Origin of the sequence: Mycobacterium hainanense (assembly GCF_041890355.1) — a bacterium.
In the GTDB taxonomy this organism is placed as follows: Bacteria; Actinomycetota; Actinomycetes; order Mycobacteriales; family Mycobacteriaceae; genus Mycobacterium; species Mycobacterium hainanense.
Map to the genome: position 1 here is coordinate 1,285,391 of NZ_CP169059.1, position 25,548 is coordinate 1,310,938.

The following is a 25,548-nucleotide window of genomic DNA, read 5'->3' on the forward strand; positions in this document are numbered from 1 at the left end:
GGCTCGATCGGTGATCGGGACTGTGGTTCGGGCGCCCATCACGACCATGACGGCAATCTCGGCGGGGCCCGAACTCATTTCGCCGCGACGACGAACCCTCGCATGATCGCCTCGATGTCGGTGGACTGCGCCACCGCCTCGTTGGCCAGGTCGGTGATGGTGAGCTGAACCAGGTACCGCTGCTTGGCGGGCGGCGACCCGGTGGCGATGACGATCCGGTTGAAGCTGTGCAGCCGCGTGCCGTCCAGGTCGTAGCTGCCCTGGATCATCGACGAGGGAAAGCCGTTGTAGGGCGTCGTCGAGGCGTCGAGCTGCCTGAAGTTCTCGAACAGCTGGGCGTCGTCGTTGCCGTGCTGGATCACCTGCGCGGGATCGAAATCGCCATTCAGCTTGAACACCACCAGCCTGGCGGTCGGATACTTGTTGCCCTTGGAGATCATCACGGTCTGCGGCGAGATGTGCGGATTGCTGGCCACCGACCAGCCCGGGGGCGTCGGGATCGACACCGTCAAGTCGGGCAGGTTGCCTGGCGCCACTTGCTGGCCGGTGACGCCGATGTTCTGCAGATATTGCGACAGGGGCACGGGCTTTTCGACCCGCGTCGTGGTAGTCGTGGTCGTCGGAGTCGTCGACCAGACCGATTGGTAATCAGGCGGTTTGGGTCCACACGCGACCGCGGACAGGGTCAGCGCAATGGCAGCAGCGGCGGCGGACCCACGTCTCACAGAATCTCGCGGACCGCGTCGACCGGCCGGGCCAGCCGGGTGCACTTCGGTGTGACGACGAACGGCCGCTCGATCAGAATCGGGTGTTCGACCATGGCGTCGAGCAACTCGTCATCGGTCGCATCGGCGAGATTCAGCTCGGCGTAAAGCGATTCGCGCTTGCGCACCGCCGTCCGCACGTCGATCCCGGCGTCGTTGATCATCTTCACCAGCTCGCCACGCGACGGCGGGTTCTTCAGGTACTCGACGATCGTCGGCTCGACGCCGTTGTCGCGCAACAAGTCCAGCGTCTTGCGGGACGTGCTGCACCGGGGGTTGTGGTAGATGACGGTATCGCCCATCTAGGCGTCTCCGTCGAACAGCCCCGTGACGGAGCCGTTTTCGAAGACGGCGCGAATGGTGCTGGCCAGCAGCGGCGCGATGGACAAGACCGTGAGCTGGGGGAAGCGCTTCTCCTCGCCGATCGGCAGCGTGTTGGTGACGATCACCTCGCGGGCGCCGGAGGCCGCCAGCCGCTCGGCGGCCGGGTCGGACAGCACGCCGTGGGTGGCCGCGATGATCACGTCACCGGCGCCCTCGTCGCGCAGCAACTTGACCGCGCCGGCTATGGTGCCGCCGGTGTCGATCATGTCGTCGATCAGCACGCAGGTCCTGCCCTGCACCTCGCCGACGACCCGGTTGGACACCACCTGGTTGGGCACCCGCGGGTCGCGGGTCTTGTGGATGAAGGCCAGCGGGACGCCGCCCAGCGCGTCGGCCCACTTCTCGGCGATCCGCACCCGACCCGAATCGGGGGAGACCACGACCATGTTTCCGTCCGGGTAGTTGTCCCGGATGTACCCGGTCAGCAGGTTCTGCCCGCGCATGTGGTCGACCGGCCCGTCGAAGAAGCCCTGGATCTGGTCGGTGTGCAGGTCGACGGTCACGATCCGGTCGGCGCCGGCGGTTTTGAGCAGGTCGGCGACCAGCCGCGCCGAGATCGGCTCGCGGCCGCGATGCTTCTTGTCCTGCCGGGCGTAGGGGTAGAACGGCATGACGGCGGTGATCCGCTTGGCGCTGCCCCGCTTCAGCGCGTCGATCATGATCAGCTGTTCCATCAGCCAGTCGTTCACCGGCGCCGGGGCCGACTGCAGGACGAAGGCGTCGCACCCGCGGACCGACTCGTGGAACCGGACGAAAATCTCGCCGTTGGCGAACTCGCGCGCCGTCTGAGCGGTGACGTGGACGTCAAGCTCCTTCGCGACCTGCTCGGCCAACTCCGGGTGCGCACGGCCGGAGAAGAGCATCAGGTTTTTGCGGTTGTCGGTCCAGTCGTGGCTCAACGCACTGCCCTCGCCGTTCGGATCAAAAGTGGATGGCCAATCGTACGTAGCGAATGGTACGGAAATGCGGCCGGGTTACCAGGTAGCAAAGTCACAGTGTCTGTTCGGGCTCGGACGTCTCGTGGTTGGTCTTCGTCGCCTTTTCGGCCGCTTCCGCCGCCGCGCTGCCGGGCCGTTTGCGCTGCACCCAGCCTTCGATGTTGCGTTGGGGCCCGGCGGACACCGCGAGCGCGCCCGGCGGGACGTCGTCGCGGACCACGGTTCCCGCGCCGGTGTATGCCCCGTCGCCGACCGTCACCGGGGCGACGAACATGGTGTCCGACCCGGTGCGCACGTGCGAGCCGACGGTGGTGCGGGACTTGGACGTGCCGTCGTAGTTGACGAAGACGCTGGACGCTCCGATGTTGCTGTGTTCGCCGATGTCGGCGTCGCCGACGTAGGTCAGGTGCGGAACCTTGGTGCCGGTGCCGATCGTGGAGTTCTTGGTCTCGACGAACGCGCCGAGCTTGCCGTCGTCGCCCAACACCGTGCCGGGCCGCAGGTAGGTGAAGGGCCCGACGGTGGCGCCGGCACCGATGGACGACGACGTGCCGTGGGTGCGCACCACCGACGCGCCGTCGCCGACGGTGACGTCGGTGAGTGTGGTGTCCGGGCCGACGACGCAGTGGCCCCCAAGTTGGGTGCGGCCCAGGAGCTGCGTGCCGGGGTGGATGACGCTGTCGCGACCGATCGTGACGTCGACGTCGATCCAGGTGGTCGCCGGGTCGACCACCGTCACCCCGGCCATCTGGTGGGCCGCGACGATCCGGCGGTTGAGTTCGGCGCCCAATTGCGCGAGCTGCACGCGGTTATTGACGCCGGTCACCAACGCGCTGTCATCGACGCGCTGGGCGTGGATGGCCCGCCCGTCACCGCGCAGGATGGAGATCACATCGGTCAGGTACAGCTCGTGCTGGGCGTTGTTGGAGCTCAGCCGGCTCAACGCTGAGCGCAGCGCCGCGACGTCGAAGGCGTAAACCCCGGCGTTGACCTCGCGTATTTCCCGCTGGGACGGCGTCGCGTCGGCGTGTTCCACGATCGCGGTGGCCTCGTTGTCCTGGGTGCGCAGGATGCGGCCGTAACCGGTGGGATCGTCGAGCGTCGTGGTGAGCACCGTCGCGGCGGCCGATCCCGCGTTATGTGTCGCGATCAACTCGGCCAGGGTGTCGGAGTCGAGCAGCGGCGTGTCCCCGGAGGTGACGACGACCACGCCGGCGTAGTCCTCGGGCAGCGCGGACAGGCCGCAGAGGACCGCGTGACCGGTGCCCAGCGGCCGGTCCTGCAGGGCGACCTCGATGGGGCGGCCCAGGCTGTCGGCCGACTCGTCGACCAACGGCGCGACGCGCTCGTGGTCGTGCCCGAGGACCACGACCAGGTGTTGCGGGGCGACCTTGCTGATCGCGTGCAGCAGGTGGGACAACATGCTGCGCCCGGCGATCGTGTGCAGCACCTTGGGAATGTCCGACCGCATCCGGGTGCCCGGCCCGGCCGCGAGCACCAGGACCGCGGTATCACCACGAGACGCCATCAACTCTCCTCACCCGGCTTGAACGTCGTCTTCTTGCGACGACACGCCGTTAAGCGTGGCACCACACCTGATGTCGACGCAAAGACCGCATCGGTCCAACGCGCGACCGCAGGCCCCACGTACGGGGACCGTCCCGAATAGGCCCACCCCTGGACCCAAGGAGCAAAGCTCCGTCGCCAGGACTCGAACCTGAACTCTCAGAACCAAAATCTGATGTGCTGCCGATTACACCACGACGGACCGCGAAGCCCATCGGCCCGCGCCACCAAGAGACTTTAGACGGTTCGCGGCGCGATCGCGGCGCCGAGGGAAAGACGGGCGGTTCGGTCCCGGCGAAGCTATACGCTGATTGACGTGGCTGTTCTCGACAAGGAGCCGGATAAGGAGACACGCGCGCCGCGTGCCCGGATGACCGGTACCGAACGCCGACAACAACTCATCGGCATCGCGCGCTCGCTGTTCGCCGAACGCGGATACGAGGGCACCTCGATCGAGGAGATCGCGCTGCGCGCCAACGTCTCCAAGCCGGTCGTCTACGAACACTTCGGCGGCAAGGAGGGGCTCTACGCCGTGGTCGTCGACCGCGAGATGTCGGCGCTGCTGGACGGCATCACCTCGTCGCTGACCAACAACCGGTCCCGGGTCCGCGTCGAGCGCGTCGCGCTGGCGTTGCTCACCTATGTCGAGGAGCGCACCGACGGCTTCCGGATCATGATCCGCGACTCGCCGGCCGCGATCAGCTCGGGCACCTACTCCAGCCTGCTCAACGACGCCGTCAATCAGGTCAGCTCGATCCTGGCCGGCGACTTCGCCCGCCGCGGCCTGGATCCCGAGCTGGCGCCGCTGTATGCCCAGGCGCTGGTGGGCTCGGTGTCGATGACGGCGCAGTGGTGGCTCGACACCCGGGAGCCCAAGAAGGAAGTGGTCGCCGCGCACCTGGTCAACCTGATGTGGAACGGGCTGACCCATCTGGAGGCGGACCCCAGGCTGCAAGACAGTTGATGCCGAGGGTGGCTCGCCACTAGCCGCGGTCGCGGGCCAGGAGGTCGGCGACCGTTTCGCGGCGGACCAGCTCGCGCGCGCGACCGCCGTTGACCCCGACGACGGCCGGCCGGCCGACCATGTTGTAGTTCGATGCCATGCTGTGGTGGTACGCGCCGGTGCAGGCCACGGCCAGCAGGTCCCCCGGCCGCAGGTCGGCGGGTAGCTCGATGTCCCGGGCGATTTCGTCGCCGGCTTCGCAGTGCCGGCCGACCACGGTGACGAGCTGCTTGAGGCCCAGCGGTTTCCGGTTCGCCAGTGCGATGGTGTACCGGGCGCCGTACAGCGACACCCGGGGGTTGTCGCTCATGCCGCCGTCGACGGCGACGAAGGTGCGCCCGCCGGACTGCGCCTTCACCGAGCACACCCGGTACAGGGTGACCCCGGCGCGGCCGCTGATGGCCCGGCCGGGCTCCACCACCACGCTCGGGCGGGGGAACTGCTCGGCGGCGCAGGCCTCGTCGAGCGCGTCCTCGATGACGCGGGCCAGCATGTCGAGGTCGAGTTCGCGGTCGCCGGCAACGTAAGGGATGGCGTGCCCGCCGCCGAGGTTGAGCTCGGTCAGGATGACGCCATGCCGGGCCCGGATGTCGGACATCGCGGCGATCAGCCGGTGAATCGCTTCGCCGTACAGCGCCGGGTCGGTGACCTGCGAACCGATGTGGCAGTGCAGGCCGACCAGGTCGAGGATCGGGTGCGCCAGCACCCGTTTCACCGCCTCGGCGGCGTGGCCACCGGCGAGGGTGAAGCCGAACTTCTGATCGCTGACCCCGGTCGTCACGGCGCGGTGTCCGTGAATGTCGATGTCCGGGGTCACCCGGATGAGGACCGGTTGGCGCCCGCGCGCCAGGCCGGCGAGGTAGGCGATCTCCATGTAGGAATCCAGCACCACCCGCCCGACCCCGGCGCGCACGGCCTCGCGCAGCTCGTCGGGAGACTTCGCATTGCCGTGCATGATGATCCGCACCGGGTCCACCCCGCCGGCCAGGGCGACGGCCAGCTCACCGGCTGAGCAGACGTCTATGCCGAGGCCCTCGTCGCGGGCCCAGCGAGCCACGGCGGTGGTCAGCAGCGATTTCCCGGCGTAGGCGACCTGGACGCCGCGCAGCACCTTGCGATAGCGGCGGGCCCGGCGCCGGAAGTCGGCCTCGTCGACGACGTAGGCCGGGGTTCCGAACTCGTCGGCGATATCCGCCAGGGCCACACCGCCGACGCAGAGCCTGCCTTGCTCGTCGGGGTGGGCGGTGATGGGCCAGATCGCGGGATCGAACCGCGGCGGGGCCGCGTGACCAAGCGACGGCACGATGTCGAGCAATGTCATGAAACCAACGTGAGCCCGCGCGAAGCCAAGGGCCGTCTTCCTTACGAACCCTTGACGGCGCCGGGCTCAATATTGACGAATCCTGGCGCCCCTAGAATGGATTCATCATGACCGCACCGGGGCCTGCTCGCCCAGAACCCCCGATCGCGGGGCTCGTTGAATTGGCGCTCACCGCGCCGACCTTCCAGCAACTGATCGAAAGCGCGACCGAACGACCGGCCGAGCTTCACCTGGTGGGTCCAGCCAGCGCACGGCTTTTCGTGGCCAGCGCGCTGGCGCGGTTGGGGCCTTTGCTCGTGGTCACCGCGACGGGGCGCGAAGCCGACGACCTGACCGCCGAATTGCGCGGCGTCTTCGGCGATGCCGTCGCGGCTTTTCCGTCCTGGGAGACCCTGCCGCACGAGCGATTGTCGCCGGGCGTCGACACCGTCGGCACCCGGTTGACGGTGCTGCGCAGGCTGGCGCATCCCGACGACGAGCGATTGGGCCCGCCGCTACGCGTCGTGGTGACCGCCGTGCGCTCGCTGATGCAACCGATGACGCCGGAGCTGGGCCTGGTCGAGCCGGTCACGTTCAAGGTCGGCGAGGAGATCGCCTTCTCCGACGTCGTCGCGCGACTGGTGGAGCTGGCCTACACCCGGGTCGACATGGTGGGGCGGCGCGGCGAGTTCGCGGTGCGCGGCGGGATCCTCGACGTCTTCCCGCCGACCGCCGAACACCCGGTGCGCATCGAGTTCTGGGGTGACGAGGTCAGCGAGATGCGGATGTTCGCCGTCGCCGACCAGCGCTCGATACCCGACATCGAGGTCGAAACGGTGATCGCGGTCGCCTGCCGGGAGTTGCTGCTGACCGACGAGGTGCGCGAGCGGGCGGCCGCGCTCGCCGCCCGGCACTCGGGGACCGAGCCCGCCATCACCGGCAGCGTCACCGACATGCTGGCCAAGCTGGCCGAGGGCATCGCCGTCGACGGCATGGAGGCGCTGCTGCCGGTGCTGCGCCCCGGCGAACACGTGCTGCTGACCGATCAACTGGCCGAGGGCACGCCGGTGCTGGTGTGTGACCCCGAGAAGGTGCGCACTCGCGCCGCCGACCTGATCAAGACGGGCAGCGAATTCCTCGAGGCGTCGTGGTCGGTCGCCGCCCTCGGCACCGACGCGCCCGTCGACGTGGCGCAATTCGGCGGATCGGGGTTCGCCGAACTGGACGACGTGCGCGCCGCGGCGGCGAAGTCCGGTCACCCGTGGTGGACGCTGAGCCAGTTGTCCGACGAGTCGGCGGTGGAGTTGGACATTCGGGCGGCGCCGTCGGCCCGCGGGCACCAGCAGGACATCGACGGCATCTTCGCGATGCTGCGCGCGCACGTCTCGACCGGTGGCTACGCCGCCGTCGTCGCCCCGGGCGCTGGGACCGCCCACCGGGTCGTCGAGCGGCTCGCCGACTCCGACACCCCCGCCGCCATGCTGGAACCGGACGCGGCGGACACCGGGCTCAAGCCAGGGATCGTCAGCGTGCTCAAGGGTCCGCTCCACGACGGCCTGATAATTCCGGGCCATCCCGCCAACCTGGTCGTCATCACCGAAACCGATCTGACCGGCAGCCGGGTCACCGCCGTCGAGGGCAAGCGGCTGGCGGCCAAGCGGCGCAACACCGTCGACCCGCTGGCGCTGACGGCAGGTGACCTGGTGGTGCACGACCAGCACGGCATCGGGCGGTTCGTCGAGATGACGGAGCGCACGGTCGGCGGGGCGCGGCGCGAGTATCTGGTGCTGGAGTACGCCTCGGCCAAGCGCGGGGGCGGGTCCGACAAGCTGTACGTCCCGATGGACTCGCTTGACCAGCTGTCCCGCTATGTCGGCGGCCAGGCGCCCGCATTGAGCAAGCTCGGGGGCAGCGACTGGGCCAACACCAAGACCAAGGCCCGCCGCGCGGTGCGCGAGATCGCCGGCGAGCTCGTCGCGCTCTACGCCAAGCGGCAGGCCAGCCCCGGACACGCGTTTTCCCCCGACACGCCGTGGCAGGCCGAGATGGAGGACGCGTTCGGCTTCACCGAGACCGTCGACCAGCTCACCGCCATCACCGAGGTCAAGGCCGACATGGAAAAGCCGATCCCGATGGACCGGGTGATCTGCGGCGACGTCGGCTACGGCAAGACCGAGATCGCGGTGCGGGCGGCGTTCAAGGCGGTCCAGGACGGCAAGCAGGTGGCGGTGCTGGTGCCCACGACGCTGCTGGCCGACCAGCACCTGCAGACCTTCACCGACCGGATGGCCGGCTTCCCCGTGACCGTCAAGGGGCTCTCGCGATTCACAGACAACTCCGAGTCCCGCGCCGTGATCGAGGGACTGGCCGACGGCTCGGTGGACGTCGTGATCGGCACGCACCGGCTGCTGCAGACCGGGGTGCGCTGGAAGGACCTGGGGCTGGTCGTCGTCGACGAGGAGCAGCGGTTCGGCGTCGAGCACAAGGAGCACATCAAGTCGCTGCGGACCCACGTCGACGTGTTGACCATGAGCGCCACGCCCATCCCGCGGACGCTGGAGATGAGCCTGGCCGGGATCCGCGAGATGTCGACCATCCTGACGCCGCCCGAAGAGCGTTATCCCGTGCTGACCTACGTCGGCCCGCACGACGACAAGCAGGTCGCGGCCGCCCTGCGGCGCGAGCTGCTGCGCGACGGGCAGGCGTTCTACGTGCACAACCGGGTCAGCTCGATCGACCGCGCCGCTGCGCACGTTCGCGAGCTGGTCCCAGAGGCGCGGGTGGTCGTCGCGCACGGGCAGATGCCCGAGGACCGGCTGGAACGCACCGTGCAGGGGTTCTGGAACCGCGAGTACGACATCCTGGTCTGCACGACGATCGTGGAGACCGGCCTGGACATCTCCAACGCCAACACGTTGATCGTCGAGCGCGCCGACACCTTCGGGCTCTCCCAGCTGCACCAGCTGCGCGGCCGGGTTGGCCGCAGCCGCGAGCGCGGGTACGCCTACTTCCTGTATCCGCCGCACGCGCCGCTCACCGAGACGGCCTACGACCGGCTGGCGACCATCGCGCAGAACAACGAGCTGGGCGCCGGCATGGCGGTCGCGCTCAAGGACCTCGAGATCCGCGGCGCCGGTAACGTGCTGGGCGTCGAGCAGTCCGGGCACGTCGCCGGGGTCGGGTTCGACCTGTACGTGCGGCTGGTGGGCGAGGCCGTGGAGGCCTACCGCGCGGCCGCCGACGGGCAGACGGTGACCACCGCCGAGGAGCCCAAGGACGTGCGGATCGACCTGCCGGTGGACGCGCACCTGCCGCCGGACTACATCGCCAGCGACCGGTTGCGGCTGGAGGCCTACCGGCGGCTGGCGGCGGCTTCCGACGACGCGGCCGTCGACGCCGTCGTGGAGGAACTCGTCGACCGCTACGGCGCGCTGCCGGAACCGGCCCTGCGCCTGGTGGCGGTGGCGCGGTTGCGGCTGCTGTGCCGCGCCGCCGGCATCACCGAGGTGTCCGCCCCGTCGGCGGCCACCGTGCGGCTGTCGCCGATGACGCTGCCCGATTCGGCTCAGGTGCGGCTCAAGCGGATGTATCCGTCGGCGAGCTACCGCGCCACGACCTCGACCGTGCAGGTTCCCATCCCGCGGGCCGGCGGTGTGGGGGCGGCACGCATCCGCGACGTCGAGCTGGTGCAGCTGGTGGCCAATCTGGTGACGGCGCTGCAAGGAAAACCCCAGACTGACATTGATATAACGAGTGCGTCACCTGCAGCGATGTCCGGTGAGGAGCGACAAGCGCGATGATCCGCGCCGGCGACGATGCCAAGCTAAGCGGGCGAAAGGAGCGGCGCTGATGATCGTCGTCTTGTTCGACCCGCGTCGCCCATCGCTGGTCCCGGTGGAAGCGATCGAACATCTCAGCGGCCAGGTGCAGTACACCGAGGAGATGCCCGTCGCGGTGCCCTGGTCGCTTCCGGCGGCGCGTCCGGTGCACGCCGGGGACCCCGATGATCCGGCGCCGGTGCTTCTTTCGTCCGACCCCGACCATCCCGCCGTCACCGCGCGCCTGGCCGCGGGGGCCCGGCTGATCGCCGCGCCGGAGACCCAACGCGGCGAACGACTGGTCGATGCCGTCGCGATGATGGACAAACTGCGCACCGCCGGGCCCTGGGAGAGCGAGCAGACCCACGACTCGTTGCGCCGGTTTTTGCTCGAGGAGACCTACGAACTGTTGGACGCGGTCCGCAGCGGCAGCGCCGACCAGCTGCGCGAAGAACTCGGCGACGTGTTGCTGCAGGTGCTCTTTCACGCGCGCATCGCCGAGGACGCGCCGCAGCTTCCCTTCACCATCGACGACGTTGCCGTCACGCTGATGCGCAAGCTGGGCAACCGGGTGCCGGGCGTGCTTGCGGGCCAGACCATTTCGCTGGAAGAGCAGCTGGCCCAATGGGAAGAGCGCAAGGCCGCCGAAAAGCCCCGGAAATCGGTGATGGACGACGTGCATACCGGGCAGCCGGCTTTGGCGCTGGCGCAGAAGGTGATTCAGCGTGCCGAGAAGGCCGGCGTGCCCGCCGACCTCGTACCCGCCGACATCACCTCTGTCTCGGTGTCGGCCGATGGCGACGCGGAAGGCGCGCTGCGCTCGGCGGTTCTGGAGTTCGTCGACACGGTTCGGGAAGTCGAACGGGCGATTGCCGCTGCGCGCCGCGGCATCCGCGTCCCGGACGAGTTCGACGTTGCGCCCCTCGGGGAGGTCACCGAGGAGGAGTGGCGTGCGCACTGGCCGTCGAACGAGGCGCCCGATGCGGCTGCGGCGGACGCCGCGGGGGGCGACGCGTGACCGCGAAAGCTGCTTGGAGCTAACTGATAATTATCGAAATCCTGCGCCGGAGGACCCGACGCGGCCGGGCAACACGGCAACACATGGGACGATGGTTGTGCGAAGTTGGTGCAGGGGAGTTTGAGGGAGCTTTAACCAGCATGGTGTCGCCGAGGCGTTGGTTGCGCGCGGCTGCCGTGATCGGCGCGACCGCGATGCTGATGGCCTCCAGCTGCACGTGGCAGCTCAGCCTATTCATTCCGGAGGGCGTGCCACCGCCCGCGGGAGCGCCGGTGCCGCCGGTGGACACCCACGCCAGCGGCCGCCCCGCGGACCAGCTTCGGGCCTGGGCGGAACAGCGGTCGGCGACCCTCGAGATCCCGGTGATCGCACTGGAGGCGTACGCGTACGCGGCCCGGGTCGCCGAGGTCGAAAACCCCAAGTGCCATATCGCGTGGACCACCTTGGCCGGCATCGGCCAGGTCGAGAGCCATCACGGCACCTACCGCGGCGCCCGACTGGCGCCCAACGGGGACGTGAGCCCGCCCATCCGCGGCGTCCGCCTGGACGGCAGCGGCGGCACCCTGCGCATCGTCGACAGCGCGGAACAGGTGACCGACGACGACGGGGTGGTGCGGGCCATGGGGCCGATGCAGTTCATCCCGGAGACCTGGCGGTTGTACGGTGTCGACGCCCACAACGACGGCCGCGTCAGCCCGGACAACATCGACGACGCGGCGCTCGCGGCGGCCGGTTACCTGTGTTGGCGGGGAAAGGATCTGGCGACCCCGCGCGGCTGGATCACCGCGCTGCGGGCCTACAACAACTCGGGCGTCTACGCGCGTGCGGTGCGCGACTGGGCGACCGCTTATGCGGCGGGCCACCCGCTGTAGCAGGATGTAACGGGCTTTACCTAACGGCGGCCCGAGGCCGGCACCAGCTAGGAACACAAGGAGAAACTCAGTGCCGATTATCGAGCAGGTCGGGGCCCGCGAAATCCTCGATTCCCGCGGCAACCCGACGGTCGAGGTCGAGATCGCCCTGATCGACGGGACGTTCGCCCGCGCGGCGGTGCCGTCGGGGGCGTCGACCGGCGAGCACGAGGCCGTCGAGCTGCGCGACGGCGGTGAGCGGTACGGCGGCAAGGGAGTGCACAAGGCCGTGCAAGCCGTCCTCGACGAGATCGGCCCGGCGGTGATCGGGCTCAACGCCGACGACCAGCGGTTGGTGGACCAGGCGCTGGTCGATCTGGACGGCACCCCCGACAAGTCCCGGCTGGGCGGCAACGCGATCCTGGGCGTGTCGCTGGCGGTCGCCAAGGCCGCCGCCGATTCCGCCGAGCTGCCGCTGTTCCGCTACATCGGGGGACCGAACGCGCACATCCTGCCGGTGCCGATGATGAACATCCTCAACGGCGGCGCCCACGCCGACACCGCGGTCGACATCCAGGAATTCATGGTGGCCCCGATCGGCGCCCCCAGCTTCAGTGAGGCGCTGCGCTGGGGTGCCGAGGTGTACCACTCGCTCAAGTCGGTGCTCAAGAAGCAGGGCCTGAGCACCGGCCTGGGGGACGAGGGCGGTTTCGCCCCGGACGTAGCCGGCACCACCGCGGCGCTGGACCTGATCGGCAGCGCCATCGAGGCCGCCGGGTTCAAGCTGGGGGTCGACGTGGCGCTGGCCCTGGACGCGGCGGCCACCGAGTTCTACACCGACGGCACCGGATACGCCTTCGAGGGCAGCACCCGCACTGCCGAGCAGATGGCGGAGTTCTACGCCGGGCTGCTCGGCTCCTACCCGCTGGTCTCCATCGAAGACCCGCTCTCCGAGGACGACTGGGAGGGCTGGGCGGCCCTGACGACGTCGATCGGTGACCGTGTGCAGATCGTCGGCGACGACATCTTCGTCACCAATCCCGAACGCCTCGAGGAAGGCATCGAAAAGGGCGTCGCAAATGCCTTGCTGGTCAAGGTGAATCAAATCGGCACGCTCACCGAGACGCTCGACGCCGTCGCGCTGGCCCACCACAGCGGGTACCGGACGATGATGAGCCACCGCAGCGGCGAGACCGAGGACACCACGATCGCCGACCTCGCGGTGGCCGTCGGCAGCGGGCAGATCAAGACCGGAGCGCCGGCCCGCAGCGAGCGCGTCGCCAAGTACAACCAGCTGCTGCGGATCGAGGAGGCGCTGGGCGATGCCGCCCGGTACGCCGGCGACCTGGCGTTCCCGCGTTACGCGCCGGAGGCCAAATAGCTTGCCCGGCAAGCCGGATCCAAAACGGCGCTCCCCGGCATCGCGTCCGGGGAAGGCCGGTGATCCGGTTCGGCGGCGCCGCACGGCCAAGCCGTCTTCCAAGCCGTCTTCCAAGCCGTCCGCCACCGCGAAGCAGGCCAGCCCCCGAACGGTTTTCGAGCATGTGGTCGAGCCGATCAAGCGGCAGGCCGCGGATTCGGTGGAACAGCGGTCCGAGCAACGGCTGGGCTTCACCGCCCGGCGCGCGGCGGTGCTGGCGGCGGTCGTCTGCGTGCTGACGCTGACCATCGCCGGCCCGGTACGCACTTACTTCGCGCAGCGCACCGAGATGAATCAGTTGACGGCAAGCGAAGCCGCGCTGCGCCGCCAGATCGCCGACCTGGAGCAGCGCAAGGCCAAACTGGGTGACCCGGCCTATATCGCGGCGCAGGCCCGCGAGCGGCTCGGCTTCGTGAAACCGGGCGACATCCCGTTCCAGGTTCAGCTTCCGCCGACGGCGGCTCCCAGCGAGCCGGGAGGCCAGGCGGCAAAACCCGCCAGCACTGATCCCTGGTACACGTCGCTGTGGCACACCATCGCCGACGCGCCGCACCTGCCCCCGGCCAATGTGCCGCCGCCCGAGCCCGGTCCCGCCGGTCTTGGTCCGCCGCCCAGCCCGGCGGCGCCCGGTGGTTGATCCTGCCGACCTGGAGGCCGTGGCGCGTCAGCTCGGGCGCGAGCCGCGAGGCGTGCTCGAGATCGCCTACCGCTGCCCCAGCGGCGAACCCGGTGTTGTGAAGACCGCACCGAAACTTCCTGACGGCACACCGTTTCCGACGTTGTACTACCTGACGCATCCGGTGCTCACCGCGGCCGCGAGCAGGCTGGAGACGACCGGGTTGATGCGCGAGATGTCCGAGCGATTGCGGCGTGACCCCGAACTGGCGGCCGCGTATCGGCGTGCGCACGGATCGTACTTGGCGGAACGGGACGCGATCGAGCCGCTGGGGACGACGTTCTCCGGCGGCGGGATGCCGGACCGGGTCAAGTGCCTGCACGTGCTGATCGCGCACTCGCTGGCCAAGGGGCCGGGGTGCAACCCGCTCGGCGATGAGGCGCTGGCGATCCTGGCTCCCGACCCCGCCATGGCCGGCATCCTGGTGAGGGGGCAATGGTGAGCAGGCTCGCCGGAATCGACTGCGGGACAAACTCTATCCGGTTACTGATCGCCGACGTGCGCGACGGCCGGTTGCGCGACGTGCATCGCGAGACGCGGATCGTGCGGCTGGGGCAGGGTGTCGATGCGACGGGCGAGTTCGCGCCGGAGGCGATCGCCCGGACGCGGGGCGCGCTCGCCGATTATGCCGGGCTGCTCAAGCGGCACGGCGTCGAGCGGGTGCGGATGGTGGCCACGTCGGCGGCCCGCGACGTCGCCAATCGCGATGTCTTCTTTGCGATGACGGCCGAGGTGCTGGGTGCCGTGGTGCCGGGCGCGGTGGCCGAGGTGATCACCGGCGCCGAGGAGGCCGCGCTTTCGTTTCGCGGGGCGGTCGGCGAATTAGACCCTGCCTCAGGCCCTTTCGTCGTCGTCGACCTGGGTGGCGGCTCCACCGAGATCGTGCTCGGCGCAGACGCCGTGGTGGCGAGCTACTCGGCCGACATCGGCTGCGTCCGGCTGACCGAACGCTGCCTGCACTCGGATCCGCCGACACCCGGGGAGGTGGCGGCGGCCCGGGCGCTGGTGCGCGAGCGGCTCGATGTCGCGCTGGGCGCGGTGCCCGTCGAGGGGGCGCGAACCTGGGTGGGGCTGGCCGGGACGATGACGACGCTGTCCGCGCTGGCCCACAACATGACGACGTATGACTCTGCGGCCATTCACCTTTCGCGTGTTTCGTGCGAATATCTCCTGGCGGTGTGCGAGCGGCTGATCGCCATGCCACGATCCGAGCGCGCGGCGTTGCCGCCGATGCACGAGGGGCGTGCCGACGTCATTGGCGGCGGCGCGATCGTGGTCGAGGAGTTGGCCCGCGAACTGCGCGCCCGTGCCGGCATCGACGAGCTGACGGTCAGCGAGCACGACATCCTGGACGGCATCGTGTTCTCGATCGCGCAATAGCCCGCCCCCAAATATCGCGGCGTTGGGCGCAGTCATTTCGGCGCGCGCCGAACCTGGGCAGTTGCTCTAGACTTCAACTTCTGCACGACGTGGAAGGCGTGTTATGCCAGATCTGTCCGCCCGGCCGCCCGTGATCATGACGGGCATTCCGGTTGCTGCGGCGGTACACGGCGCCAGCCAGGCCGAGCGTCGCAAGTGCGTCGAACAGACGGGTGGCCGGTTATCAGCTCTGCGGTGATGTCGGGCGACGGCCATGCCGACGGGCGACCGTCGGCATGGGCGCCGTTGCGTAATCACGTCTACCGCGGGTTGTTGATGGCGCAGCTGGGCTCCAACATTGGGACGTGGATGCAAACCGTTGCGGCTCAATGGTTTTTGGTCGAGAAGCACAGCAGCGACGTCATCGTGGCACTTGTCCAGACGGCGACCCTTGCACCGACCTTGCTTTTCGGATTGTTCGCCGGCGCACTCGCCGATCTGTTCGACCGACGTCGGTTGCTGATTCTTCTGAACACGTATGCGGTGCTGGTCGCGCTGGCGCTGGCGGTTCTGACCTTCCTCGGCCGGCTCAGCCCTACCTCGCTGCTGCTATTTACCGCGGCGATTGGCTGTGCGGCCGCCCTTACCGCCCCGGCCTGGCAGGCGATTCAGCCCGAAATTGTTCCGCGTGAGCAGATCACGGCCGCAGCGACCCTGGGTAGCGTCGCGGGAAATGCGGCCCGGGCGATCGGACCGGCACTCGGCGGCGTTGTCGTGGCTTTGGCGGGCCCTGCCGCGGTCTTTGCAATCAACGCCATCTCGTTCGCCGGAATAATCGCTGTGCTGTTGGCCTGGAAGCGACCGAAACAGCTCAGCCCCATCGAGCGAGAACACCTCGCCCAAGCCGTGATCGCCGGCCTGCGATTCGTTCGTAACGGTCCCAATATTCGTCGGATCCTGTTGCGGGCGGCGCTGTTCCTGTTTCCCGCCTCGGCGGTATTCGCTTTGCTGCCGGTGGCCGCCGCGCGCAAGTGGCACCTAACGGCCAGTGGCTACGGTGTCGCGCTGGCGGCTATGGGATTCGGTGCCATCCTCGCCGTCGTCGTTGCCGGGCGGTTGCGCGAGCGAATTTCCGACAATGTTCTGCTGGCGGCGTCGGCGGCCGCGTACGGCCTCGCGCCGCTTGCGGTGATCTGGCTGCCGTTCGCCGCGGCGACGCCATTCCTGATGCTGTCTGGGATGGCGTGGCTGATCACGTTGACAACGTTGAACGCCGCCGCGCAGCTCTCGTTGCCGCGATGGGTCATGGCACGCGGGCTGGCCCTCTATCTACTGGTCGCGACGGGCTCTCAGGCACTCGGCTCGTATGCCTGGGGCGCGATAGCCACGCGGACGGATCTGCGCACGGCGCTGCTCGGTTCCGCGGTGATGCTGGGCGCAGTTGCTCTGAGCGTCGCCGTGCTTCCGTTGCGGCCGTCGACCGGAAAGCTGAAGGTCGGCGTATCCACAGCATGGCCGACTCCGACGTTGGTGTTCGAACCCTGCCCCAACGACGGGCCGGTTCTCGTCACCGTCCGTTACCGCGTGCCCGCTGACCGCCTCGACGAATTCGTCGAGGCGATACGCGCCGTCCGACGATCGCGGCTGCGAACGGGTGGTCACACTTGGCGGCTTTATCACAGCGTCGGACAACCGGATACGCTCCTCGAAAGGTTCACCGTCGCCTCTTGGACCGAATTCGAGCGTCAACGCACCCAGCGCTGGTTGGAATTCGACGACGAGGGCGTGATGACGGCGATCGCCTACACCGTTGACTACAACCGCCAACACGAGTACTACCTTCCGGTCCGGGTACGACCATGACGGGTCTGCTCGACGCCGCCCCGGGTGCGCGCCAGGCACGCCGGGCGCACACTCACACCTCGAACCGATACCCCATGCCCGACTCGGTCAGCAAGTGCTTGGGGTGTGATGGATCGTCCTCGAGCTTGCGTCGTAGCTGCGCCAAATAGACTCGCAGGTAATGTGTTTCGGTGGCGTATGCGGGTCCCCACACCTCTTTGAGGAGCTCTTCACGGCCGACCAGCTTGCCGCGGTTGCGCACCAGCACTTCCAGCATTCCCCATTCGGTGGGGGTGAGGTGGACCTCGGCGCCGTTCTTGGTGACCTTCTTGGCCGCCAGATCGACGGTGAAGGCGTCCGTCTCGATCACCGGCTGCTCCAGCTCGGCGGCGGTGGTGTTGCGGCGGATCGCTGCCCGCAGCCGCGCCAGGAACTCGTCCATGCCAAAGGGTTTGGTGACATAGTCGTCGGCCCCGGCATCGAGCGCCTCGACCTTGTCCGACGAGTCGGTGCGCGCCGACAACACGATCACCGGCGCGGTGAGCCACCCCCGCAGGCCGGCCAGCACGTCGATGCCGGAGATGTCGGGCAGGCCCAGGTCGAGGATCACCACGTCGGGTTTGTGCTCCGCGGCGGCGCGCAGCGCGCCGGTGCCGCTGGACGCGGTGATCACCTCGTATCCGCGCACGGACAGGTTGATGCGCAGCGCCCGCAGGATCTGGGGCTCGTCGTCGATCACCAACACTCGGGTCATCGCGCCCCAGCCGTCTCGGGCGCGGCCAATTCCACGACTACCGTCAGACCGCCGCCCGGGGTGTCCCCGGCCGTGATGGTCCCGCCCATGGCTTCGACGAAGCCGCGGGCCACCGACATGCCCAGGCCCACCCCCGTGGTGTTGTCGTGATCACCGAGGCGCTGAAACGCCTCGAAGATCTGTTCCTCGGCCCCATGCGGGATGCCGGGCCCCTCGTCGATGACGTTGATCAGCACCCGATCGCCGACGCGCCCCGCGTTGACTCGGACCACGCAGTCGGGGGCGTACCGCAGCGCGTTGTCGATCAGGTTGGCCAGCACGCGTTCCAGCAGCCCCGCGTCGGCCAGCACCACGGCGTCACCGACGTCGACTTTCACCCGGTCGATCGCGGAGCGGTAGAAACCGGTGGCCCCCTTGCCGATGCTGATCAGCGCCCGTTGCACCGTTTCCTCCAGGTACACCCGGCGCACGTCGGGGTGCACCACCCCGGCGGCCAGGCGCGACGAATCGAGCAGGTTTCCCACCAGCGCGGTCAGCTGGTCGATGGACTCCTCGATGGTCGCCAGCAGTTCCGCCGTGTCCGCGGGGGAGAAGGCGACGTCCTCGGCGCGCAGGCTGGACACCGCGACCTTGGCCGCCGCCAGCGGCGTGCGCAGGTCGTGGCTGACGGCCGACAGCAGGGAACGCCGCAACTCGTCGGCCCGTACGATCGCCTCGGCCCGGCTGGCTTCCTGGGTGAGCTCGCGCTGCCGGATCAGACCCGCGGCCTGCTTGGCCACCGCGCCCAGCACCCGCCGGTCGCGGGCCGAAAGCTTTCGGCCCGCCAACAGCATCCAGAACTCGTCGTCGCCGACCTCGATCGCGGTATCGGCCGAATCGACCGTGACACACGGGTCCCGGCCTACGCAGGCGACGACCTCGCCCCGCCTGCCGCCGCCATGGTCCTCCTCGCCGGGTTCGCGCAGCATGCTGACCGCGCGTTGCGAGTAGGTCTCGCGCACCCGCTCGAGCAGGGTCTCGAGATCCGCCCCGCGCAGCACCGAGCCCGCGAACAGCGTCAGCAGCTCCGCCTCCTGCGAGGCGCGTCGGGCCTCGCGGGTGCGCTTGGCCGCGCCGTCGACCAGCACCGCCACGGCGACCGCGATCAGAAGCAGCACGAGTTCGGTGATGGCGCTGCTGGGTTCATCGATGTTGAAGCTGTGTCGCGGAGGTATCAAATAGTAGTTGAGCAACAGCCCGGACAGCACCGCCGAAAGTACAGCGGGCGCAATACCTCCCAGGAGTCCGACCAACAACACCCCGACGAAGAACAACGCGCTCTCGCCTGCGGTATCCAAGTACCGGTCCAGCACCGTAACGTTGATCGCGCAGACGACCGAGGGCACGATGATGGCCGCCAACCAGGATGCGACCCGTTGCCCCTGGCGCGACAGCGTCACCGCGCTTCGTGCGCGCTTGCCTTCGTGCTCATGGGTGACGATGTGGACATCGATCTTGCCCGACCGCTCGACCACGGTCTGTTCGATGCCTTCATCGAAGATGCGTGCCAACCGTGACCGGCGGGAGGTCCCGACGACCAACTGGGTGGCGTTGATCTCGCGGGCGAAATCGAGCAGGGTCGTAGGTATATCGTCGCCGATGACCGTGTGCACGGAGGCGTCGAGGCTGCTCGCCAGCTCGCGGATTCTATTCATCCGTGTTTCTGACACCCCGGCCAGCCCGTCACCACGGATGACATGCACCACCATCAGCTCCGCGCTGGACTTCGACGCGATTCGCGATGCCCGCCGTACCAGCGTCTCGGATCCTGCACCGCCGGCGACCGCGACCACGACCCGTTCGCGGGCCTCCCACACGTCGGTGATCTTGTTCTCTGCGCGGTATTTCACCAGCGCGGTGTCCACCTGATCGGCCAGCCACAGCAACGCCAACTCACGCAGAGCGGTGAGATTTCCGGGTCGGAAGTAATTGGACAGCGCCGCATTAATCCGTTCGGGCGCGTAGATGTTGCCGTGGGACAGCCTGCGGCGCAGCGCTTCCGGTGTGATGTCGATGAGCTCGACCTGCGCCGCCTGCCGCACGATCGAGTCGGGTATGGTCTCCTTCTGTTCTATGCCGGTGATCTGCGCGACGACGTCGTTCAGGCTCTCCAGGTGCTGGACGTTGACGGTGGATATCACCGTGATCCCCGCGTCGAGTAATTCCTCCACGTCCTGCCAGCGCTTGGGGTTTTTGCTGCCCGGCGTGTTGGTGTGCGCGAGCTCATCGACCAAGACGACTTGGGGTCGACGCGCGAGGATGGCCGGCACGTCGACCTCGGCGAAACTGGCACCACGGTATTTGAGGTACCGCGGCGGGATCATCTCGATGCCTTGAAGCAGCTCAGCGGTCTTACGGCGCCCGTGCGTCTCGATGACCGCGGCCACGACGTCTGTGCCGCGCTCTAGGCGCCGGTGTGCTTCACCGAGCATCGCATAGGTCTTGCCTACACCCGGCGCCGCGCCGAGATAGATGCGTAGCTCTCCGCGTTTGGGATGATCGTTACGGCCCCTCATGTGAACCATCATCCCTCTCGGCGCTAACTGGTGACCGGATAACGCCGATCGAGTTGCAGGTTGAGTTGCAACACGTTGACACACGGTTCACCGAAAAATCCCAGGGTGCGGCCGCTTTGATTCTGCGCCAACACTTGGCGGATCTGATCCGCGGTGACGTGTCGCGCCTTGGCCACCCTGGCGACCTGAAGGTCGGCGTAGGCCGGTGAGATGTTCGGGTCGAGTCCGCTGCCGCTCGCGGTGACGGCGTCGGCGGGCACGGCGGGGTTTGCTGGTGCGGCACCGCGGATGGGCACGATCTGACCGATCGTGTAGTCCTCGCCGTACTTCGCGCATTCGACCCGCACGCCCTCGTAAAGCGTCACGAACGGCGCCGGGGTGGCCTGACACGGCTCGTTGACGCTGACCACCCGCGTCGGATGGGTGACGTTGCCGCGGGCGTCGCGGGGCCCGATCACCGACAGCACGGCGCCCACACCGCCACCGGTGCAAAACGGTCGCGACCCGTCGACACCTTCGAGCTGGCCCACCGCTGCGCTGCGCGAACACACGGTGGTCAGCAGGCTCGGCTTGAATCCCGCATCCGAGGCGGACTTGCCCGACGCCATAAGGGCCGGATCGGCGGGCGTGTCGACGATGCTCTCGGGCCCCAGATTGCTCGCGCTCGACGCCAGCGGGTCGTAGCCGTTGCCGGCCGCCGACGGGCGGCTTTGAAAGTACTGGGGCAACGGGTTTCCGTCCTTGTCGGTGAACAGCTGGCCGATCAGCCGGCTCCCGACCGGTTTGCCGTTGGCGGTCAGGATCGATCCCTCGGCCTTGTCATGTAGTCCCGGTATCTGCGCCACCAGCCAAATGAACAGCGGGTAGGCGACGCCGGTGATCACGGTCAGCACGAGCAGGGCGCGAAAGGCCGCCCAGTGCATGCGAACAAAACTCGAGAACTTCATGTCAGGACATCCCGGGGACGAATTGGATGATCAGGTCGATCGCCTTGATTCCGATGAACGGGGCGACGATCCCGCCGAGGCCGTATACGTAGAGATTGCGGCTCAACAGTTTTGACGCGCTGCTGGGTGTGTAGCGAACCCCACGCAGCGACAGCGGGATCAGCGCCACGATGACGATCGCGTTGAAGATCACCGCTGACAGGATCGCCGACTGCGGGCTGTGCAATCGCATGATGTTGATCATGTCCAGCCCGGGAAACAGCGCGACGAACATGGCCGGGATGATCGCGAAGTACTTGGCGATGTCGTTGGCGATCGAGAAGGTGGTCAACGCGCCGCGGGTGATCAGCAGCTGCTTGCCGATCTCGACGATCTCGATGAGCTTGGTGGGGTCGGAGTCGAGGTCGACCATGTTGCCGGCCTCTTTGGCGGCCGACGTGCCGGTGTTCATCGCCACGCCGACGTCGGCCTGAGCCAGCGCCGGCGCGTCGTTGGTGCCGTCGCCGGTCATCGCGACCAGCTTGCCGCCCTCCTGTTCCCGCTTGATCAGTGCAAGCTTGTCCTCGGGTGTGGCCTCGGCGAGGAAGTCGTCGACGCCGGCCTCGTCGGCAATCGCTTTGGCGGTCAACGGGTTATCGCCGGTGATCATCACCGTCCGGATGCCCATCTTGCGCATCTCGTCGAACCGATCGCGCATGCCCTGCTTGACGACGTCCTTGAGGTGGATGACGCCCAGCACCGACGCCTCACCGTCGCGGATCTCCCCGACGACCAGCGGGGTGCCGCCGCCGGCGGAGATGCCGTCGACAAGCTCGCCGAGCTGCTGGGGAACCTTGCCGCCCTGACCGCGTACCCATTCCGCGACGGAGCTGGCCGCGCCCTTGCGCAGCTGGTGCCCGTCGATGTCCACGCCGGACATCCGCGTCGCGGCGGAGAATTCCACCCAATGGGCGTGCGCGAGCTCGCCCGGCGTGCGCGCGCGCAGCCCGAAGTGCTGCTTGGCGTAGACGACGATCGAGCGTCCCTCCGGCGTTTCGTCGGCCAGGCTCGACAACTGCGCGGCGTCGGCGAGTTGCTCGCTGCTGACCCCGTCCAGGGGGACGAAGGCGCCCGCCTGCCGGTTGCCCAGGGTGATGGTGCCGGTCTTGTCCAGCAGCAGCGTGTTGACGTCGCCCGCAGCCTCCACCGCGCGGCCCGACATGGCGAGCACGTTGCGTTGCACCAGCCGGTCCATGCCGGCGATGCCGATCGCGGACAGCAACGCGCCGATGGTGGTGGGAATCAGGCACACCAACAGCGACACCATCACGATGCCGGTGACGCCGTTGGTGTTGAGGGCCTGGGTGTCCGGGACTCCGGGATTGTTCATCTTCGAATAGATCGCCAGCGGCTGCAGCGTGGCGACGGCGAAGATGAAGATGATGGTCAGCGCGGCCAGCAGAATGTTCAGCGCGATCTCGTTGGGAGTCTTCTGCCGATTGGCGCCCTCGACGAGCGCGATCATCCGGTCGATGAAGCTCTCGCCGGGCTTCTGGGTGATTCGCACGACGATTCGGTCGCTCAGCACGGTGGTGCCGCCGGTGACCGCCGAGCGGTCGCCGCCGGATTCGCGGATCACCGGCGCCGACTCACCGGTGATGGCCGATTCGTCCACGGAGGCAATGCCTTCGACGACATCGCCATCACCCGGTATCACCTGCCCGGCCTCGACCACGACGACGTCACCCTGCTGCAGAAGTGGAGCGGCGATCTCTTCTTCGGTGATCGGCGCGCCGGGTCTCCAGTCTCGGAGCCGCCGGGCCGGGGTGTGGGTCTTCGCCCGGCGCAGTGACTCGGCCTGGGCTTTGCCTCGCCCTTCTGCGACCGCCTCGGCGAGATTCGCGAACAGCACAGTCAGCCACAGCCAGGCCACGGTCAACCACGCGAACCAGGTCGCGTCGATGATTGCGAGCACCGTGCTCCAGGCCGCGCCGATCTCGACGATGAACATCACCGGGTTGCGCCACAGGGTGCGCGGGTCGAGTTTGCGCAGCGCATCCGGCGTCGACTTCCAGAGCATCTTGGGATCAAGCAGGCCGCCCTGAACGCGTTTTGTACTGGTCGGCGACGCGGACTGAGCCTTCTCAGCCGTTTCGATGGTGGAAGCGGTCATCAGTGGATTCCTTCAGCGAGAGGCCCGAGCGCGAGCATGGGCAGGAAGGTGAGCGCAACGAGGATCAGCGTGACGCCCGCGACCATCCCGACGAACTGCGGCCGGTGGGTGGGTAGTGTCCCGGCTGATTCCGGCGTCATCCCTTGTTTCGCCAGCGAGCCGGCCAACGCGAGGACGAGCACGATGGGCAGGAATCTGCCGAAGACCATGGCCAGCCCGAGGGCGGTGTTGTACCAGTTGGTGTTGACGCTGATGCCGGCGAAGGCCGACCCGTTGTTGTTGGCGGCGGAGGTGAACGCGTACAACACCTCCGACAGGCCGTGCGGGCCGGAGTTGAGCATGCCGGCTCGTTCGCCGGGCAGGGCCATCGCGATCGCGGTGCCGGTCAGCACGATCAGCGGAGTGACCAGGAAATAGCTTGCGGCAAGCTTGATCTCGCGAGGGTTGATCTTCTTGCCGAGGTATTCCGGTGTCCGCCCAACCATCAGGCCGGCGACGAAGACGGTGATTACCGCCAGGACCAGCATGCCGTACAAACCCGAGCCGGTGCCGCCGGGGGCGACCTCGCCGAGCTGCATATTGAACATCGTGATCATCCCGCCGAGGCTGGTGTAGGAGTCGTGGAAGGAGTCGACGGCGCCGGTGGAGGTGAGTGTCGTCGAGTCGGCGAACACTGCCGAGTTGGCGACGCCAAAGCGTTGCTCTACCCCCTCCATGGCAGAGCCGACCGCGGTCGGCACCGTGCCGTGGTGCTGCAGCTGGAACCACATCATGAAGGTCACGCTTATCGCGTACAGCGAGGCCATGACGGATGCGATCGCGTAGCCCTGCTTGGTGCTGCCCACCATGCGCCCGAAGGTGCGCGGCAGCGAGAAGCTGATCACCAGCAGCAGGAAGATCTCCAGCCAGTTGGTCCACCTGGTCGGGTTCTCGAACGGGTGGGCGGAGTTCGCGTTGTAGAAGCCGCCCCCGTTGGTGCCGAGTTCCTTGATCGCCTCCTGGCTGGCCACCGGGCCGCCGGTGACGGTCTGCTGCGCGCCGCCCAGGGTGGTAACAACTTGGTCGTGCAGGTGGAAGTTCTGGATCGCCCCACCGGCGACGAGCACGATCGCGCCGACAATCGAGATCGGCAGCAGGATGCGCAGCGTGCCGCGAACCAGGTCGACCCAGAAATTCCCCAGATCACCGGTGCGCCTCCGCGCGAACCCGCGCACCAACGCGATCGCCACCGCCATGCCGACGGCCGCCGAGACGAAGTTCTGCACCGCCAGCCCGGCCATCTGCACCAGGTGACCCTGCGTGGACTCGCCCGAGTAGGCCTGCCAGTTGGTGTTGGTGACGAAGCTGACCGCGGTGTTCCACGCGAGCCCCGGGGTCATCTGGGTGGCCGGATCATGCAGGTGCAGCGGCAGTTTGCCCTGCACCAGCTGGAACACCAACAGGAACAGGATGCTGATCGACGAGAACGCCAACACGCTGCGCGCGTAACCGCCCCAGGTCTGCTCAGAGCGGGAATCGACACCGATCAGGCGATAGATCGCCCGCTCGACGTACGAATCCTTGTCCGCCGTGTAGACGCGGTACATGTAGTCGCCCAACGGCACGTGCACTGCGACCAGCGCCAGGACGAGCACCGCGACAAAGACCAGACCGGCCGTCGTCCCGCTCATCAGAACCTCTCCGGGAACAGCAGTGCGCAGCCCAGGAACAGCGCGAGCAGGACGGAAAGCACCAAACCGACGATGTTTTCGTAGCTCACAGCCGCTCGACCAACTTCTGCACCAGGCCGAGGACGGCGAACACCGCCACCGTGAGCACGACAAAGGCCAGTACGCCCATCTTGTCTCCGTTCCGCGCCGATCCGCGTGCATGCGAAAGGACCTCATCGAGTCAGCCGCAGCGCTGTTCTCGGAGGCGAGTTCAGCTTGAAATTAATTGGGGCAGGTTCGATAGGGCCTTTGGTTGACACTTTTCTTACGGTGGTCCAGGGCTCCCTTACGGTTTGTTTACGCACGTTCGTTCGAACCTGCCAGCGACTCCTGCCCGGCAACGTCCGGACCGGCGGCGGCACGCTTTCTCATCCCAGCATCGGAATGTGTTGACCGACAGGGGTTTTGAGGCGGTGAGACGAGCGGTCTCATCGAGTGAGCTGTTGGCAGAGGGCTCGCCGGAACCAGCCACAAATTGGTACGCAGCTCTTC

Annotated in this window: 20 protein-coding genes and 1 tRNA gene; 9 read left to right on the plus strand and 12 right to left on the minus strand. The window is 68.0% G+C overall.

From position 1 onward, the window contains the following. Positions 1 to 74: 74 nt before the first annotated feature. From ACEL92_RS06170 to ACEL92_RS06190, 5 genes are all read right to left on the minus strand, one after another. Positions 75 to 725 carry an LpqN/LpqT family lipoprotein gene (locus tag ACEL92_RS06170; protein WP_374024754.1) on the minus strand — a complete coding sequence of 217 codons (651 nt, stop codon included), beginning with the start codon at positions 723 to 725 and terminating at the stop codon, positions 75 to 77. Beyond that, on the minus strand, positions 722 to 1,066 hold the full coding sequence (gene arsC / locus ACEL92_RS06175; RefSeq protein ID WP_374024755.1) for an arsenate reductase (glutaredoxin): 345 nt from the start codon (positions 1,064 to 1,066) through the stop codon (positions 722 to 724). The genes ACEL92_RS06170 and arsC overlap by 4 nt, the downstream gene beginning before the upstream one ends. Then, positions 1,067 to 2,047 (minus strand): ribose-phosphate diphosphokinase, encoded by a 981-nt coding sequence (locus ACEL92_RS06180; protein WP_374024756.1) that lies wholly within the window; start codon positions 2,045 to 2,047, stop codon positions 1,067 to 1,069. It abuts the gene before it with no gap. A 91-nt stretch (positions 2,048 to 2,138) separates the two neighbouring features. Continuing rightward, positions 2,139 to 3,614: a bifunctional UDP-N-acetylglucosamine diphosphorylase/glucosamine-1-phosphate N-acetyltransferase GlmU gene (gene glmU / locus ACEL92_RS06185; protein WP_374024757.1), complete on the minus strand. Its 1,476-nt coding sequence runs from the start codon at positions 3,612 to 3,614 to the stop codon at positions 2,139 to 2,141. Positions 3,615 to 3,782: 168 nt separating this feature from the next. Further along, positions 3,783 to 3,854: transfer RNA gene (locus ACEL92_RS06190), tRNA-Gln, on the minus strand. Positions 3,855 to 4,022: 168 nt separating this feature from the next. Between ACEL92_RS06190 and ACEL92_RS06195 the strand changes: the two genes are divergently transcribed. Continuing rightward, entirely contained in the window at positions 4,023 to 4,616 is a 594-nt protein-coding gene (locus tag ACEL92_RS06195) for a TetR/AcrR family transcriptional regulator (RefSeq protein WP_156670229.1), read from the plus strand. Between the two features lie 19 nt (positions 4,617 to 4,635). Here ACEL92_RS06195 and lysA read toward each other — a convergent pair whose 3' ends face one another. Further along, positions 4,636 to 5,976 carry a diaminopimelate decarboxylase gene (gene lysA / locus ACEL92_RS06200; RefSeq protein ID WP_374024758.1) on the minus strand — a complete coding sequence of 447 codons (1,341 nt, stop codon included), beginning with the start codon at positions 5,974 to 5,976 and terminating at the stop codon, positions 4,636 to 4,638. A 107-nt stretch (positions 5,977 to 6,083) separates the two neighbouring features. On the opposite strand from lysA, the gene mfd reads away from it, so the two are divergent. The 8 genes from mfd (at position 6,084) to ACEL92_RS06240 (ending at position 16,960) form a co-directional block, all read left to right on the plus strand. Beyond that, on the plus strand, positions 6,084 to 9,755 hold the full coding sequence (mfd, locus tag ACEL92_RS06205) for a transcription-repair coupling factor (RefSeq protein ID WP_374024759.1): 3,672 nt from the start codon (positions 6,084 to 6,086) through the stop codon (positions 9,753 to 9,755). Positions 9,756 to 9,804: 49 nt separating this feature from the next. Then, positions 9,805 to 10,791, plus strand: coding sequence for a nucleoside triphosphate pyrophosphohydrolase (locus tag ACEL92_RS06210; RefSeq protein WP_374024760.1), 987 nt, complete (start codon positions 9,805 to 9,807; stop codon positions 10,789 to 10,791). A 143-nt stretch (positions 10,792 to 10,934) separates the two neighbouring features. Further along, positions 10,935 to 11,663, plus strand: coding sequence for a lytic transglycosylase domain-containing protein (locus ACEL92_RS06215; RefSeq protein WP_374026100.1), 729 nt, complete (start codon positions 10,935 to 10,937; stop codon positions 11,661 to 11,663). A gap of 70 nt (positions 11,664 to 11,733) precedes the next feature. Further along, positions 11,734 to 13,023 (plus strand): phosphopyruvate hydratase, encoded by a 1,290-nt coding sequence (gene eno, locus ACEL92_RS06220; RefSeq protein ID WP_374024761.1) that lies wholly within the window; start codon positions 11,734 to 11,736, stop codon positions 13,021 to 13,023. 1 nt (position 13,024) lies between these two features. After that, positions 13,025 to 13,699 (plus strand): septum formation initiator family protein, encoded by a 675-nt coding sequence (locus ACEL92_RS06225; protein WP_374026101.1) that lies wholly within the window; start codon positions 13,025 to 13,027, stop codon positions 13,697 to 13,699. Continuing rightward, a complete protein-coding gene (locus tag ACEL92_RS06230) occupies positions 13,692 to 14,180 on the plus strand; it encodes a DUF501 domain-containing protein (protein WP_374024762.1) in 489 nt (162 codons plus the stop codon). The genes ACEL92_RS06225 and ACEL92_RS06230 overlap by 8 nt, the downstream gene beginning before the upstream one ends. After that, the gene (locus ACEL92_RS06235) at positions 14,174 to 15,118 is read left to right on the plus strand and encodes an exopolyphosphatase (RefSeq protein WP_374024763.1); all 945 of its coding nucleotides are present in this window, start codon (positions 14,174 to 14,176) and stop codon (positions 15,116 to 15,118) included. Before ACEL92_RS06230 ends, ACEL92_RS06235 begins: the two co-directional genes overlap by 7 nt. Before the next feature lie 237 nt (positions 15,119 to 15,355). Next, entirely contained in the window at positions 15,356 to 16,960 is a 1,605-nt protein-coding gene (locus ACEL92_RS06240; RefSeq protein WP_374026102.1) for an MFS transporter, read from the plus strand. 52 nt (positions 16,961 to 17,012) lie between these two features. Here the strand turns inward: ACEL92_RS06240 and ACEL92_RS06245 are convergent, their stop codons facing one another. The 6 genes from ACEL92_RS06245 to kdpF are packed head-to-tail and all read right to left on the minus strand — an operon-like array spanning position 17,013 to position 25,106. Further along, positions 17,013 to 17,693, minus strand: coding sequence for a response regulator (locus tag ACEL92_RS06245; RefSeq protein ID WP_374024764.1), 681 nt, complete (start codon positions 17,691 to 17,693; stop codon positions 17,013 to 17,015). Beyond that, entirely contained in the window at positions 17,690 to 20,260 is a 2,571-nt protein-coding gene (locus ACEL92_RS06250; RefSeq protein WP_374024765.1) for a DUF4118 domain-containing protein, read from the minus strand. Before ACEL92_RS06250 ends, ACEL92_RS06245 begins: the two co-directional genes overlap by 4 nt. Positions 20,261 to 20,271: 11 nt before the next feature. Then, the gene (locus ACEL92_RS06255; protein ID WP_374024766.1) at positions 20,272 to 21,195 is read right to left on the minus strand and encodes a potassium-transporting ATPase subunit C; all 924 of its coding nucleotides are present in this window, start codon (positions 21,193 to 21,195) and stop codon (positions 20,272 to 20,274) included. 1 nt (position 21,196) lies between these two features. Then, positions 21,197 to 23,347 carry a potassium-transporting ATPase subunit KdpB gene (gene kdpB / locus ACEL92_RS06260; RefSeq protein WP_374024767.1) on the minus strand — a complete coding sequence of 717 codons (2,151 nt, stop codon included), beginning with the start codon at positions 23,345 to 23,347 and terminating at the stop codon, positions 21,197 to 21,199. Further along, positions 23,347 to 25,017, minus strand: a complete 1,671-nt coding sequence (kdpA, locus tag ACEL92_RS06265) for a potassium-transporting ATPase subunit KdpA (RefSeq protein WP_374024768.1) — start codon at positions 25,015 to 25,017, stop codon at positions 23,347 to 23,349. The genes kdpB and kdpA overlap by 1 nt, the downstream gene beginning before the upstream one ends. After that, entirely contained in the window at positions 25,017 to 25,106 is a 90-nt protein-coding gene (gene kdpF / locus ACEL92_RS06270) for a K(+)-transporting ATPase subunit F (protein ID WP_050790038.1), read from the minus strand. The genes kdpA and kdpF overlap by 1 nt, the downstream gene beginning before the upstream one ends. Between the last annotated feature and the right edge of the window lie 442 nt (positions 25,107 to 25,548).